General features: G+C 61.1%; 9 protein-coding genes and 1 pseudogene. All 10 read left to right on the top strand.

Features of this window, described 5'->3' with window-relative positions; all coding sequences use genetic code 11:
• Positions 1-113 precede the first annotated feature (113 nt).
• Positions 114-872, top strand: a complete 759-nt coding sequence (locus GH784_RS22325; protein WP_153793805.1) for an ImuA family protein — start codon at positions 114-116, stop codon at positions 870-872.
• A pseudogene (locus GH784_RS22330) lies at positions 790-2,305 on the top strand (Y-family DNA polymerase). Before GH784_RS22325 ends, GH784_RS22330 begins: the two are co-directional and overlap by 83 nt.
• Positions 2,302-5,568 carry an error-prone DNA polymerase gene (locus GH784_RS22335; RefSeq protein WP_153793806.1) on the top strand — a complete coding sequence of 1,089 codons (3,267 nt, stop codon included), beginning with the start codon at positions 2,302-2,304 and terminating at the stop codon, positions 5,566-5,568. Before GH784_RS22330 ends, GH784_RS22335 begins: the two are co-directional and overlap by 4 nt.
• Positions 5,569-5,578: 10 nt before the next feature.
• On the top strand, positions 5,579-6,244 hold the full coding sequence (locus GH784_RS22340; protein ID WP_323131490.1) for an SOS response-associated peptidase family protein: 666 nt from the start codon (positions 5,579-5,581) through the stop codon (positions 6,242-6,244).
• 42 nt (positions 6,245-6,286) lie between these two features.
• Entirely contained in the window at positions 6,287-6,931 is a 645-nt protein-coding gene (locus tag GH784_RS22345) for an SOS response-associated peptidase (RefSeq protein ID WP_153793807.1), read from the top strand.
• 473 nt (positions 6,932-7,404) lie between these two features.
• A complete protein-coding gene (locus tag GH784_RS27220; protein WP_165422072.1) occupies positions 7,405-7,581 on the top strand; it encodes a hypothetical protein in 177 nt (58 codons plus the stop codon).
• Between the two features lie 211 nt (positions 7,582-7,792).
• Positions 7,793-8,755, top strand: coding sequence for a DUF3991 and toprim domain-containing protein (locus GH784_RS22350; protein ID WP_153793808.1), 963 nt, complete (start codon positions 7,793-7,795; stop codon positions 8,753-8,755).
• A 141-nt stretch (positions 8,756-8,896) separates the two neighbouring features.
• Positions 8,897-9,505 carry a DUF1419 domain-containing protein gene (locus GH784_RS22355; RefSeq protein ID WP_153793809.1) on the top strand — a complete coding sequence of 203 codons (609 nt, stop codon included), beginning with the start codon at positions 8,897-8,899 and terminating at the stop codon, positions 9,503-9,505.
• Positions 9,506-9,518: 13 nt separating this feature from the next.
• Positions 9,519-9,920, top strand: a complete 402-nt coding sequence (locus GH784_RS22360) for a DUF3085 domain-containing protein (RefSeq protein WP_153793810.1) — start codon at positions 9,519-9,521, stop codon at positions 9,918-9,920.
• 101 nt (positions 9,921-10,021) lie between these two features.
• Positions 10,022-14,978: DEAD/DEAH box helicase family protein (locus GH784_RS22365; RefSeq protein WP_153793811.1), on the top strand; the 4,957-nt coding region annotated here is incomplete at its 3' end.

The following is a 14,978-nucleotide window of genomic DNA, read 5'->3' on the forward strand; positions in this document are numbered from 1 at the left end:
TGCCATTTTTGAATCTCTTGACTCTTTGCAAGCGACGGAACAAAAGAGGAACGTCACCAATTTTTCGGGGACATGAAGTCCATGCAACGCGAACCTGAGGAGGTCTGTGAACGATGTCGCGCGCCCATAATCCTCGGGTCATCGAGGAACTCAGAGACCGTATTTCCCACCTGGAAGGCAGTACGGCGAAGAAGGCCGTCGTACTGCCATTCGGCGTCCGCGAGATGGACGAGCGATTGCCGGGTGGTGGGCTATCGTACGGCGCTCTTCACGAGATAGCAGGCGGCGGAGCCGGCACGGTCGATGGCGCGGCTGCAGCATTGTTTGCTGCTGGCATTGCCGCACGCTCTAAAGGCAAGGTCCTCTGGTGCCTGACGAGACCTGACCTGTTTTTCCCCGCCATCGCCCAGGCAGGCTTGCATCCCGACCGCGTGATTTTCTGCGAAGGCGATAAGGAGGAGGACGTCCTGGCGTCTATGGAAGAAGGGCTCTCCTTCGGTGGTTTAGCAGCGGTGGTCGGTGAACTGGTTCGATTGCCGATGGTCGCATCCCGGCGGCTGCAGTTGGCTTGCGAAAAAACAGGGACCATGGGGCTCGTCGTCCGCAGATGGCGGCGGCAAACGGAAGCGTCGGACTTCGGCAATCCGACCGCGTCAACGACACGATGGAGAGTGAGCGTGCTTCCGTCGGAGCAGCTGCCAGTGGCAGGGGTCGGTCGGGCCCGATGGCTGCTGGAATTGATGCGTGTGAAAGCAGGCGAGTGTGCTGAGTTCGAATTAGGAGCCTGTGATGCCAAGGGTCGTGTGTGTTTACTTCCCCACTCTGCCAACAGACCGGATACGTCGACATGGAGAGGGAGCCGTGCCAGCTGACCAGCCGCTCGTCGTCATCTCCAGGTCAGGGTCGAAGCGGTGGATCTCGGCTGCCGACACCGCCGCGCGAAAACTGGGACTCAAGGTCGGCATGCCCGCGAGCAAAGCCCAGGCCGTAGTCGCCAACCTCACAATGGTCGATGCTGATCCTAGTGCCGACGCTGCAGCCATCGAGCGCCTCGCGCTATGGGCGCTCCGGCAATATAGCCCGGTCGTCACCGTCGATGGCGCGGACGGTATCGTCTTGGACACGGAAGGGGCCGACCACTTGCAAGGCGGCGAAGATCTGCTGATCTCCGGGTTGGTCAACGGGTTGAGAGGACGAGGCCTGACCGCACGTGCTGCCGTCGCCGATACCTGGGGAGCAGCGCATGCGATCACCCGCGTGACGCCGGCTGAAACGACGGTCGTCCCGGTCGGCGGCGTTGCGAAAGCGGTGACCGACTTGCCGATCCACTGTCTGCGTCTTCCAGCTGACACAATCCACGGACTGCGGGTGATGGGCGTCGAGACCGTCGGTGAACTCTCTGCCATGCCGCGCGCACCCTTGACGCTCAGATATGGGCCCGAAGTTGGCCGGCGGCTGGATCAACTGTTTGGGCGAATGGCAGAACCGATCGAACCGCTGCGCACTCCGGAGTTGGTCGAGGCAGCGAAGAACTTCCAGGAGCCGATCGGCGCGGCCGAGACGATCGCCAAATATGTGCGTCGACTGGTCGGCGAACTCACGGTCAAGCTGGAGACACGCGGCCTCGGCGTCAGGCGTTCCGATCTTGTCATCTACCGTGTCGACAACACGCGGCAGTGCATTCGAGCCGGACTGGCAAAACCGGTACGTGACCCCGCCCGGCTGTCAAAGCTTCTCTGCGACCGGATCGAGAAAATCGATCCGGGCTTCGGCATAGAGCGGCTGGTGCTTGTCCGCCATCATGGCAGAACCACTCGAGGAGCGACAGGCTGCATCCTCTCTGATCGAAGAAACCGTGGTCGACGTCACACCGCTTGTCGACATTCTCGGCAATCGTGGCCAGCGGCTTTACCGCGTGACGCCCGTCGCCTCCGACGTTCCCGAGCGGTCGGTGAAGCGGATTGGGCCGACGGCCGACGAAACCAGAGCGACATGGGCCGCGAAATGGCCAAGGCCGTCGCGGCTACTGGCAAACCCCGAACGGATCGACGTAACCGCTCTGCTCCCCGACCAGCCGCCCGCCGTGTTCACCTGGCGCGGCAAGCGCCGCCGTGTGAAGCGGGCAGACGGACCGGAGCGGATATTCGGCGAATGGTGGCTTCGTCCGAAAGAACATGCCGCCGTTCGCGACTATTTTGTCGTCGAGGACGAGGCAGGGGAACGCTACTGGGTTTATCGCGCCGGTGACGGCGTGGATGCCGACACAGGGTCGCACCTTTGGTTTCTGCATGGGGTGTTCGGATGAGATATGCTGAACTTCAGGTCACCACGCATTTCTCGTTCCTGCGCGGTGCCAGTTCCGCGGAGGAACTGTTCGCCACCGCAGCAGCCCTCGGCATCGACGCCCTTGGAGTGGTCGATCGCAACTCGCTTGCCGGGATCGTGCGGGCATGGGAGGCGGCAAAATCCACAGGCGTGAGGCTGGTCGTGGGCTGCCGTCTAGATCTTTCCGACGGCATGTCGATCCTGGTCTACCCGACCGATCGGTCAGCCTATTCGAGACTGACGCGGCTGCTGTCTCTCGGCAAAAGCCGGGGAGGTAAAGGCAAGTGCATCCTCGATCTGTCTGATGTCGAAGCCTATAGCGCTGGCCTGATTGCCGTCCTTGTCCCGGATGAGGCCGATGAGACCACCGCGGGCCAGCTCAGGAAGATCGCCGCGATGTTCGGCGACAGGGCCTACGTTTCGCTATGCCTGCGCCGTCGTCCGAACGATCGCCTGCGGCTTCACAATCTTTCCAACATGGCGGTGAGACACAAGGTCAAAACGGTCGTCACCAATGATGTGCAGTTTCATGATCCCAGCCGCCGGCAGCTGCAGGACATCGTCACCTGCATTCGCAACCGCACCACCATAGACAGCGTCGGCTTCGATCGCGAGCGGCATGCCGATCGGTTCTTGAAAGCAACGGAAGAAATGCACCGGCTTTTTTCGGAATATCCGGAAGCGCTGGCTCGAACGCGCGAAATCGTCGAGCGCTGTCGGTTCGACATGAGCGAGTTGCAATATCAGTATCCGGAAGAGGCGCTCGTGCCAGGCCTTGATGCCCAGCAGTCGCTGACCAAGTTTGCCTGGGAAGGGGCTGCCACCCGATACCCGGAGGGAATCCCGGACAAGGTCCGCAAGGCAATCCTGCACGAGCTTGAGCTGATCAGGGTGATGAGATACGCACCGTACTTCCTCACCGTCTACAGCATCGTCCGGTTTGCCCGCTCGCAAGGCATTCTCTGCCAGGGCAGGGGGTCTGCGGCAAACTCGGCCGTTTGTTACTGCCTCGGCATCACCAGCATTAACCCGGAGACGGGCGACCTGCTATTCGAGCGGTTCGTCTCGATGGAGCGCGACGAGCCTCCGGATATCGACGTTGATTTCGAACACGCCCGCCGCGAAGAAGTTATTCAATGGATCTACGAGACTTACGGACGCTCCCGCTCCGCCCTCTGTTCCACCGTCACCCGCTACCGTGCCAAAGGCGCGCTGCGTGATGTCGGTAAAGCCTTAGGGTTGCCGGAAGACCTGATTACACAGCTTTCCTCCGGCGTCTGGGGATGGTCGGAAGGTGTCGGTGAGAAGCAACTCAAGGACAACAACATGAACATCGGGGATTACCGCTTGAAGCTGGCGCTGGATCTCAGCTCCCAGCTGATGGGCGCGCCCCGGCATCTCGGTCAGCATCCGGGCGGTTTCGTTCTGACCCAGGACAGGTTGGACGATCTGGTACCGATCGAACCGGCGACCATGAAGGATCGCCAGGTGGTGGAATGGGACAAGGACGACATCGAGGCCCTCAAATTCATGAAGGTCGACGTCCTGGCACTCGGCATGCTGACCTGCATGGCGAAATCGTTCGAACTGCTGAAGGAACACAAGAACATTCCGATGGGCCTGTCCGATGTCGAACAGGAGGACCCGGCGACCTACGCGATGATCCGCAAGGCCGATACGCTCGGCACGTTCCAGATCGAAAGCCGCGCCCAGATGGCGATGTTGCCGCGGCTAAAACCCCGGACATTTTATGACCTCGTCGTGCAGGTCGCCATCGTTCGGCCTGGCCCCATCCAGGGCGACATGGTGCATCCGTATCTGAGGCGGCGGGAGGGCAAGGAGAAGGTTGAGTATCCGACCCCCGAGCTTGAAGCCGTTCTCGGCAAAACGCTCGGCGTTCCCCTGTTTCAGGAGAGCGCGATGAAGGTTGCGATGACCTGCGCGGGTTTTACTGCCGGTGAGGCGGACCAACTCAGGCGCGCCATGGCAACGTTCAAGTTCACCGGCGGAGTCAGCAAGTTCAAGGACAAGCTCGTCGAGGGCATGGTCAAGAACGGCTACAGCCGGGAGTTTGCGGAAAGAACCTTCACCCAACTCGAAGGCTTCGGCTCCTATGGCTTTCCCGAAAGTCATGCCGCCAGCTTCGCGTTGATCGCCTATGCGAGTTCATGGGTGAAATGCCACCACCCAGACGTTTTTTGTGCAGCCTTGCTCAACAGTCAGCCCATGGGCTTCTACAGTGTTGCCCAGATTGTCCAGGACGCTCGAAACCACGATGTCGAAGTTCGACCTGTATGTGTAAACCGCTCCCGCTGGGACTGCACGATGGAGCGGATCGGCAATTCCGACCGGTTTGCTGTTCGTCTCGGAATGCGTGTCGTGAAGGGATTGTCCACCAACGACGCCGCACGAATTATCCTGGCGCGCGCAGAGCATCCATTTGTCTCGGCCGACGACATGTGGCGACGCTCCGGTGTTTCACCGTCCTCGCTGGTCAAGCTTGCCGAAGCGGATGCTTTCCTGCCATCGCTGCAACTGGAACGACGTCAGGCACTCTGGGATATCAAGGCGCTCCGTAATGAACCCTTGGAGCTTTGGGCGGCGGCCGCTGAGCGCGAAGCCAAGGTGATCGCCGAGATGCAGGAGCCCGAAGTCGCGTTGAAATCCATGACCGAGGGCAGGGAGGTCGTCGAGGACTACTCACACACCGGTCTTACGCTGCGAGCCCATCCGGTTTCGTTTCTCCGAAAAGACCTCGACCGCAAAGGCATCGTCACCTGCGCCGAGGCGATGGGACAGCGCGACGGAAAATGGCTTTGGACCGCCGGCCTGGTTCTCGTGCGACAGCGGCCGGGATCGGCGAAGGGCGTGATGTTTCTCACGCTGGAAGACGAGACGGGTATCGTCAATGCGGTGGTCTGGCCATCGCTGTTCGAGCGCCAGCGGCGGGTCCTTATGACGGCGAGCATGATGGCGATCAACGGCCGCATCCAGCGGGAAGGTGAGGTCGTTCACCTCGTTGCCCAGCGCCTGTTCGATTTCTCGACTGACCTGGCAAGCGTTGGGAACCGTGACGGCGGACTCGGTGACTTCCCCCTGCCCCATGGTCGCGGCGACCAGGTCAAGCACGGAGGAGGGCCGGATCCGCGTGATAATCCGAAGCCCGCTACGCAAGTCAGGGATATCTATATTCCAGACCTGCACATCGATAATCTGAAGATCAAATCCAGAAACTTCCACTGAGGAGACCGGTGTGTCACGCCTGTTTGCAGTCACCAAAAGCCTGGACGAGATTGTCGCGCAATTCGCGGTCGACATGGCGCCGGCGATCGAGGTGCCGAGCGAAACTATCGAAGGCACCCCCGGACTGATCGTTCTTGAGAAAGATGGGTTGAGGCTGTTGAAGTCAATCCCGTGGGGCTTTCCGCGGCAGACCCGGGACATGCGACGTGAGGGCGAGCCCCCGAGCAGAATAGGTCTGGTCGCCGATCTCACCAACCCGCTCTGGGACCGCATCGTCGTGCATCCCAGATATCGTTGCCTGATCCCTCTGACGCACTTCGCAAATCCCGACGGTGTCAAAGGGGCAAAAACCCGATCGTGGTTTTCGAAAAACCGCCAACCATTGATGGCGTGGGCGGGGTTCTGCAAGAATACCCCGGACTTCGGCCCTGTGTTCGCAGGCATGACCATGACCGCCAATGAGAAGATCAGGCCGTTCAACGACCGCATGCCGGTTCTGCTCGAGCCAGACGAATACGATCGTTGGCTTCATGGTTCGATTGAAGACGTCATCGCCTTCCAGTTTCGTGATCCACCGTCATCCGATGACTTCGAAATCCTGCATACGCGCGATCGCTGGCAAAGCGGCGTTTCGCCCTCCAAGGCTTCACCGCGTCGGGACAACATGCTTATGTAACCTAGGTTTCGTGTTGGAGTTTCCTGTTGAAAGGCCTGTCATATGTGCAATTTGTACACCGTCCGTCTTTCCGCCGCGGAAGTGGCTGCGCATTTTCGCGTGCCGAACCCTATGCAATCGAACGCTCCCGAGGAAGTCTATCCTGGCACGCCCGGGATGGTGGTGACGGAAAACGAAGGTGTTCGCGAGCTCCGCTCGATGGTCTGGGGTTTTCCGCTACGCCTGAAAGGTATGAAACCGGAAGCGAAGCCAAAGCCTGTCAATAACATCGCGGACCTTTCGAAAGGCATGTGGATCGGCCTGGCACGTAAACCGCAATGGCGTTGTCTGATCCCCGTAACGGGTTTTGCCGAAGCTGAGGGTGAAAAGGGTAGGATGACACGGACCTGGTTTTCCCTGAAGGACCAGCCGATTTTTGCCTGGGCAGGGCTGTGGCGCATTAGCGACGAATGGGGTCCGGTCTATTCCGGTGTCATGACGGACGCCAATGAGGCGATCCAGCCCGTGCACAACCGGATGCCCGTCTTGTTACATCCAGATGAGTACGACCAGTGGCTCCATGGCAGCTTCGATGATGCGCTCGCATTCCAGAAGCGGACATTTCCGTCCGAGTTGGTGACGATGGAGCGGACAACGGAGCTATGGGCGAAGAAGAAGGCTGCATCCGAGGCGCCCCTGCTGCTTTAGTGGCAGCTTCTTCCTGTCGATCCTGGGATTGTCATCATGCGATGTCAATCATCAAGGTGTGCGCGAGAACTTTCCATAGGTCGCCCGGGCATCACGATGGGTCCATGCGTCCTCGATCATAGTCACACGAGTGGTCGAGCTATCGTCAAATCACGTCGGACACGGTCCCAGCAGGCGAGTTCGTCCTCGGACCTGATTGAAGGCTGAACAAACAGCCGAGGGATAGGGACGACGATAAGATCCGCATCAGCATTATCATTGTTTCTCGGAGGTGACCTATGGAGGCTTGCCAAACCCGCTCTTGATGGATGGCTTCCTGGTCCAGCCCCGGATCTCCGTCGATCAACCCGCTGACGGGGTCCGCTAGCAAGCTGCGGCCGCTCCGGCTGCGCCTCCACGGTGATCGCGACCGGTTCCGGACACTGACGGTTGCCATCGAGCGGGAATGGCCCGCTCCAAAGATGGAGCCTCAGATGAACACCGATCTTTCGCTTGCGCAGAACCACGCCTTCCAGCTTTCCCGCACCCTGATGGTTCCAGTCACGCTGTTCAGGTCCGGCGACGAGTTCGGCGTTCTGCCGAGCGACGAACTCGATGACGAAGACGATCTGGAGATCGTGCATGAGTACGTTCCGGGTGGGTCTCATTGAGACCCTTCACCTCCTGGGTGCCGCTTGCGAGCGGCAGGCGGCAAGGGACGCTTCGCCGCTGCTGGTATGTCATCTGGAGCGGGTGCAAATCTGCAGATTGCCAGCCGCGCCCTTGCCTCCTTTGCTCTTCGCGGACCGCCGCAAACGGTCCCGCAAACTGCGGGAGACATGAATCTGGAGAGAAGGGCGGCGCCAAGCGCCGAGAAAAATAATGGAAAAACAGAAACTGGAGGAACTTCGGGACCGCGTCCCGTGCGCAGCAGTGCTGGAACAGGCCGGTTTTGCCATCGACGTCAAGGAAAGCACCCGCAAAGCGTTGAAGTACAGACGCGGTGCGGAAATCGTCATCGTTATCCATGGGGGGCGGGGATGGTTCGATCCACTGTCGGATGCGAAAGGCGACGTCTTCGGTCTCGCGGAGCATCTGGACGGCGTGAGCTTCGTCGAGGCACTCGACCGGGTGGCCGCTCTTGTCGGCATCGTCGCCAGGGATCCTGCCTGGTCTCGACCGGCCGGAAAGACCGCTCACAGCAGTTCCATCTCTGAACGCTGGGCAACACGACGTAGGCCGTGGCAGGGATCAATGACCTGGCGCTATCTGCGCAGCGAGCGCTGCCTACCGGCAACGATCATCCGGGAGGCCATCCAAAGTGATGTCCTTCGGGAAGGCCCTTATGGCAGCATGTGGGCCGCGCATGTCAATGACGATGGTGTTGTTACTGGCTGGGAGGAGCGCGGTCCCGATTGGCGCGGCTTTTCGGCAGGCGGTTCTAAAATTCTCTTTCGCTTTGGCTCTACCGACGCCAAGCGTCTTTGCGTCACTGAAGCGGCGATCGACGCCATGAGCCTTGCGGCATTCGAGGGGCTTCGCGAGGGCAGCCTCTATCTCAGCACCGGCGGTGGGTGGTCGCCAACCACGGACGCCGCCGTCCGCACACTGGCCGCGCGTCCCGGTACTGTTCTGGTCGCTGCCACCGACGCCAATAGCCAGGGCGAGACCTTTGCCGGCCGCCTCCGTGCCATTGCCGATGAGGTCGGCTGCGACTGGTTGCGCCTGAAGCCGCTGGCGGAGGACTGGAATGAAGCGCTGAAAGCGCGGGAAAAAGAAAGGAGGGAGAGAAGAATGGAAACAAGCCAGGGCCTGCCGCATACCCGCCGGCCGCGTCAAGGGTGAAGCTTCGCCCGCTCAAGAGCGGCCCTTGACCCGCCCGGACGGAGAGGCGGCGTGAGGGGAGGGGTCATGAAGGACTGAAGAGGATGGTGAGCCAGCAGGCACCACCGCGCTTCGGTTCGGACAGGGCCAGAGGAGCCGTCAATGAGCACCCCTTCCGCAATCCGTAAAGTCTACCAGAGCATCGCTGAGCGCCATCAGATGTTCCGGCTGTTCGATCGGCATGCACAGCGTCCTCAACGTTTCGACGATGACGCGAGCGCGCTTTATGCTGGTGAATGGTTCGAAATCACCGAGCGTGAGCATGATTATATGTTCGAGATCCTCCCGCCATTGTGGATCCGGGGCTCGATGTTCGCAATGCGCGAATTCCTGACGCAATCCGTCACATCGGTTTTCTTCACGTTGCGGATCGACGGGATCATCCGCCACTTCCATGGATATTGTGATCTCTCCGACGGTCGTTCGGTGGAAGACATGCGGCTGGCGATCATCGAGCGGGAGACGCGGCCGGTGCGAGCGATGACGCGGGATGAACGTCTTGAGCATATCTGGAGTGCCACGGCGGACGCCTATCGGGGCTACTCGGATGAAACCACGCCGCAATTTCTGCCGGGCGAGCGCGTCATCGCTCTCTACACCGGGGCTGGATCGGCCAGGTTGAAGCTGCTCGACGACCTGACCGACGACGAGATCGCCATCAAGTTGCCCGTCCAACTGCGCCATCTCCCTGATACTGCAGTCGCAGCGTGAGGAGGAAATTTCCATGCTTTCCTTTCCGATTGAATCCGTGCGGGCGGTGATCGCCCGTGGCCGCGCCGACGCCGAAGCGAACGGCGGCTATCGCAATCCCCATTACGGCCTCCACCCCGGTCGCGACGAGCTGCCGGGTGTATGGCTCGTGGGCGATCACGGTGTCTACCTTTGCTCGAACGGCAATTTGCCGGATGGAGAAAAGCCGTTCGTTGCTTATGCACTCGAATGCGATCCCCGCACGAACGGCGACTGGTTCGAGGTGAAGCGGAAGACCTTTGGCGGAGATGACGGTGTCGAGTTCATCGACGCCGTGCAGCTGGAAGCAATGATCGCCGCCGCCCCCAATGCCAGGCATCTCGGTATCACCTTTGACGAAGACTCGATGGAACTCTTCATCATCGAGTGGTCGTAACGCTCCCGCCTCAGCGGGATTCCCAACCTCAACCAGTGTCCCTTCGCCGCCAATCGTCACGGCGGAACGATGACGCGCGCTTCCAAAAGGAGATTTTTATCATGAGCAACGATCCCTTCACGCTCGACATGTTCGGCAATACCGCACTTTCGTCCGGCTTTGGCCTGGGCGTCACGGCCTTTGGGAGCTTCGCGCCCGAGGCGGTCATTGTACCTGCCAATGACGACGATCCGGATCCCACGCCGCCGGCGCCAACGCCGGCAACCGTACTTCCGAAGGCGGCCGCACCCTCCCGAGCCGAGAGGCTTCGGGAAAACTTCTATCTCGAGGGTGACCGCGGCTTACCTTCCTCCTGGAAGGATCGTGCCCGCGCCAACGTTGCGGCGATCCTCGTCGCCAATGATATCTCCAGGCAGGACCAGCCGGCGACGCCAGAGGAGCAGGCGGAGCTGATCCGTTTCACCGGCTTCGGCGCCGGCGAGCTGGCCAACGGCGTATTCCGACGGCCGGGTGAAAACGATTTCCGGCAGGGCTGGGATGAGATCGGCTCCTCGCTCGAGACCGCCGTCTCCGAGGCCGATTATGCGTCGCTTGCCCGCTGCACCCAATATGCCCACTTCACCCCGGAATTCATCATCCGGGCGATCTGGGCGGGTATCGAGAGGCTTGGCTGGCGCGGCGGCCGGGTGCTGGAGCCAGGCATCGGTACAGGCCTCTTCCCCGCGCTTATGCCGAAGACGTATCGCGACACCGCTTATGTGACCGGGATCGAGCTCGATCCGGTCACCGCGCGGATTGTCAAGCTGCTGCAGCCGAAAGCACTGATTATCGAGCGCGACTTTTCCCGCACGGACCTTTCATCGGTCTACGATCTCGCCATCGGCAATCCGCCCTTCTCCGATCGCACCGTCCGCTCAGACCGAAACTATCGGTCACTCGGCCTGCGATTGCACGACTACTTCATCGCCCGGTCGATCGACCTTCTGAAGCCCGGCGCGCTCGCCGCTTTCGTGACCTCTCATGGTACGATGGACAAGGCCGATACGACGGCGCGGGAGCATATCGCCAAGTCGGCTGACCTGATCGCCGCCATCCGGCTGCCCGAAGGCAGCTTTCGCCGGGACGCCGGCACGGATGTCGTCGTCGACATCCTGTTCTTCCGCAAGCGTAAGCCCGGTGAACCGGAAGGCGATCACTTATGGCTCGATGTCGATGAGGTCATACCGGCCACGGATGACGAAGGTCCGATCCGCGTCAACTGGTGGTTTGCCCGGCACCCCGATTTCGTCCTCGGCACCCATGCGACGACCTCTGGACCGTTCGGCGAGACCTATACATGCCGGCCCCGCGCCGGAGACGATCTCGACGCGGCCCTCACCTCAGCAATCAATCTCCTGCCGACTGACCTCTATGACGGCGAGCCGACTCCCGTCGATATCGATCTGGAGGACGAACTTGCCGAGATCGTCGATCTCCGGCGGAACGATAGCCCGGTTCGCGAAGGCAGTTTCTTCGTCGACCGCGCCAAGGGCCTGATGCAGATGCTCGACGGTTCGGCCGTGCCCGTCGTCGTGCGCAAGGGCCGCTCCGGCGATGGCATCCCGGAAAAGCATATCCGGATCATCTCGAAGCTCATCCCAATCCGCGACGCGGTGCGCGAGGTGTTGAAGGCGCAAGAGACCGACCGGCCGTGGCGCGATCTACAAGTGCGTCTGCGCATTGCCTGGTCGGCCTTCGTCCGCGACTTCGGCCCGATCAACCACACAACCGTGTCGGTCCAGGAGGATCCGGGGACCGGTGAGATCAAGGAAACCCATCGCCAGCCGAACCTGTCGCCGTTCCGCGATGATCCGGATTGCTGGCTGGTTGCGTCGATCGAGGACTATGACATCGAGACCGACACGGCAAAGCCCGGTCCGATATTCAGCAGCCGTGTGATCGCTCCGCCGATGTCGCCCGTCATCACCAATGCGGCCGACGCGCTGGCGGTCGTCCTCAACGAGCGTGGTCATGTCGATCTCGATCATATCGCCGAGCTGCTGCATCTTGACGTGGCGACTGTTATCGACGCCCTCGGCGATGAGGTGTTTCAGGATCCGGTCAGCGGCAGATGGCAGACCTCGGACGCCTACCTTTCCGGCTCGGTTCGCACCAAGCTCATTGCCGCGCAGGCGGCGGCGGAGCTTGATCCGATCTACGAGCGGAACGTGCGCGCGCTTGAGGATGTCCAGCCGGCCGATCTTCGTCCGTCCGACATTACCGCCCGTCTCGGCGCCCCATGGATCCCGGCGGCCGATGTCGTTGCCTTTGTGAAAGAGAGGATGGAGGCGGATATCCGGATTCATCACATGCCGGAACTCGGCTCCTGGACTGTGGAAGCGCGCCAGCTTGGTTACTCCGCAGCGGGCACATCGGAATGGGGCACCAGCCGCCGGCATGCCGGCGAGCTCCTCGCCGATGCGCTCAACAGCCGTGTTCCGCAAATCTTCGACATCTTCAAGGATGTCGATGGCGAGCGGCGTGTATTGAATGTCGTCGATACCGAAGCTGCCCGCGACAAGCTGCAGCGGATCAAGCAGGCTTTCCAGGATTGGGTGTGGACCGATCCGGATCGCACCGACCGGCTGGCGCGGGATTATAATGACCGCTTCAACAATATTGCGCCGCGCAAATTCGACGGCTCCCATCTCAAACTTCCCGGCGCCTCTGGCGCCTTTATTTTGTATGGGCACCAGAAACGCGGCATCTGGCGGATCATCGCCGATGGCTCGACCTATCTGGCGCACGCCGTGGGCGCCGGCAAGACGATGACCATGGCGGCGGCCATCATGGAACAGCGGAGGCTCGGCCTGATCGCCAAAGCGATGCTTGTCGTGCCCGGCCATTGCCTGGCCCAGGCCGCACGCGAATTCCTGGCGCTTTACCCGAACGCGAGGATCCTCGTCGCCGACGAAACCAACTTCACCAAGGACAAGCGGGCTCGCTTCCTGTCGCGCGCTGCCACCACGACCTGGGATGCGATCATCATCACGCATTCTGCGTTTCGCTTCATCGCCGTGCCGGCGGCCTTTGAACAGGAGATGATCCAGGATGAGTTGCAGCTCTACGAGGACCTGCTGACCAAGGTCGACAGCGAGGACCGCGTCTCGCGCAAGCGCCTCGAGCGTCTGAAGGAGGGATTGCAGGAGCGGCTCGAAGGGCTCGCGACGCGCAAGGACGATCTTCTCACCATCTCGGAGATCGGCGTGGACCAGATCGTCGTCGACGAGGCGCAGGAGTTCCGCAAGCTTTCCTTCGCCACCAACATGTCGACGCTGAAGGGCATCGATCCGAATGGATCGCAGCGCGCCTGGGATCTCTATGTCAAATCCCGCTATATCGAGACGAAGAACCCCGGCCGGGCGCTGGTGCTCGCGTCGGGAACCCCGATCACCAATACGCTCGGCGAGATGTTCTCGATCCAGCGCCTGCTCGGCCATACCGCACTTGCCGAGCGCGGGCTGCACGAATTCGATGCCTGGGCGTCCTGCTTCGGCGATACCACCACCGAACTCGAAATCCAGCCCTCAGGGAAATACAAGCCAGTGTCGCGGTTCGCTTCCTTCGTCAATGTCCCGGAACTGATCGCCATGTTCCGCTCGTTTGCCGATGTCGTGATGCCGGAGGATCTTCGTCAATATGTGAGGGTGCCCAACGTCTCGACCGGCCGCCGCCAGATCTTGACGGCCAAGCCGACGGCTCTGTTCAAGACCTATCAGCAGGTGCTCGACTCGCGCATCAAGGCGATCGAACAGAGGGAGGGACCGGCCAAGCCGGGCGACGACATCCTGCTCTCGGTCATCACCGATGGGCGCCATGCGGCCATCGATCTTCGTTTCGTCATGCCTGCGGCCGATAACGAAGAGGACAACAAGCTCAATCTGCTGGTTCGCAATGCCTACCGAATTTGGAAGGAGACCGGTGGCGCCATCTATCGGCGTCCTGACGGAAAGGACTTTGAGCTGGCGGGCGCTGCCCAGATGATTTTTTCCGACCTCGGCACGATCAATGTCGAGAAATCACGAGGCTTCTCCGCCTATCGCTTCATCCGCGACGAGCTGATCCGGCTTGGTGTGCCGGCGTCGCAAATCGCCTTCATGCAGGACTACAAGAAAACCGAGGCCAAGCAGCGTCTCTTCGGCGATGTCCGCGCCGGAAAGGTCCGCTTCCTGATCGGCTCGTCGGAGACTATGGGCACTGGCGTGAACGCGCAGCTTCGGCTCAAGGCGCTGCACCATCTCGACGTCCCGTGGCTGCCGTCGCAGATCGAGCAGCGGGAGGGGCGGATCGTGCGCCAGGGCAATCAGCATGACGAGGTCGACATCTTCGCCTATGCCACGCAAGGTTCACTTGACGCTTCGATGTGGCAGAACAACGAGCGCAAGGCCCGGTTCATTGCTGCCGCCCTCTCTGGGGATACCTCGATCCGGCGACTGGAGGATGTCGGTGAAGGTGCTGCCAATCAGTTCGCCATGGCGAAGGCGATCGCCTCTGGCGACGAGCGGCTTATGCAGAAGGCTGGCTTGGAGGCCGATATTGCCCGCCTCGAGCGGCTGCGGGCTGCCCATGAAGACGATCAGTATGCGGTCCGTCGGCAGATTCGCGATGCCGAGCGTGAGATCGAGGTCTCAACCCGGCGCGTCGGTGAGGTCGGCCAAGACATGGTGCGGCTTAAGCCGACAGGCGGCGATTCCTTCAAGATGATGTTGCTCGGTCAGGAATTTGCCGAGCGCAAGGATGCCGGGCGCGCACTGATGAAGGAGATCCTTACGCTCCTGCAGTTGCGGCAAGAAGGTGAGGTGCATCTGGCGACGATCGGCGGCTTCGATCTGGTCTATGAGGGTGAGCGGTTCGGCAAGGGCGACGGCTATCGTTACGAGACCCTCCTCCAGCGAACCGGCGCAGACTACGAGATCGATCTGGCGATCACGGTTACGCCGCTCGGCGCCATCTCGCGTTTGGAGCATGCTCTTGAAGGCTTCGACGACGAACAGCGGCAGTATCGCCGGCGTCTGGAAG

The sequence above is a fragment of the Agrobacterium tumefaciens genome (assembly GCF_009649785.1).
Classification (GTDB): Bacteria; Pseudomonadota; Alphaproteobacteria; order Rhizobiales; family Rhizobiaceae; genus Agrobacterium; species Agrobacterium tumefaciens.

Bases quoted from the DNA above. Each gene is read 5' to 3' on its own strand.
- GH784_RS22325 (WP_153793805.1), top strand. From the start codon at position 114: ATGTCGCGCGCCCATAATCCTCGGGTCATCGAGGAACTCAGAGACCGT.
- GH784_RS22335 (WP_153793806.1), top strand. From the start codon at position 2,302: ATGAGATATGCTGAACTTCAGGTCACCACGCATTTCTCGTTCCTGCGC.
- GH784_RS22345 (WP_153793807.1), top strand. From the start codon at position 6,287: ATGTGCAATTTGTACACCGTCCGTCTTTCCGCCGCGGAAGTGGCTGCG.
- GH784_RS27220 (WP_165422072.1), top strand. From the start codon at position 7,405: ATGAACACCGATCTTTCGCTTGCGCAGAACCACGCCTTCCAGCTTTCC.
- GH784_RS22350 (WP_153793808.1), top strand. From the start codon at position 7,793: ATGGAAAAACAGAAACTGGAGGAACTTCGGGACCGCGTCCCGTGCGCA.
- GH784_RS22355 (WP_153793809.1), top strand. From the start codon at position 8,897: ATGAGCACCCCTTCCGCAATCCGTAAAGTCTACCAGAGCATCGCTGAG.
- GH784_RS22360 (WP_153793810.1), top strand. From the start codon at position 9,519: ATGCTTTCCTTTCCGATTGAATCCGTGCGGGCGGTGATCGCCCGTGGC.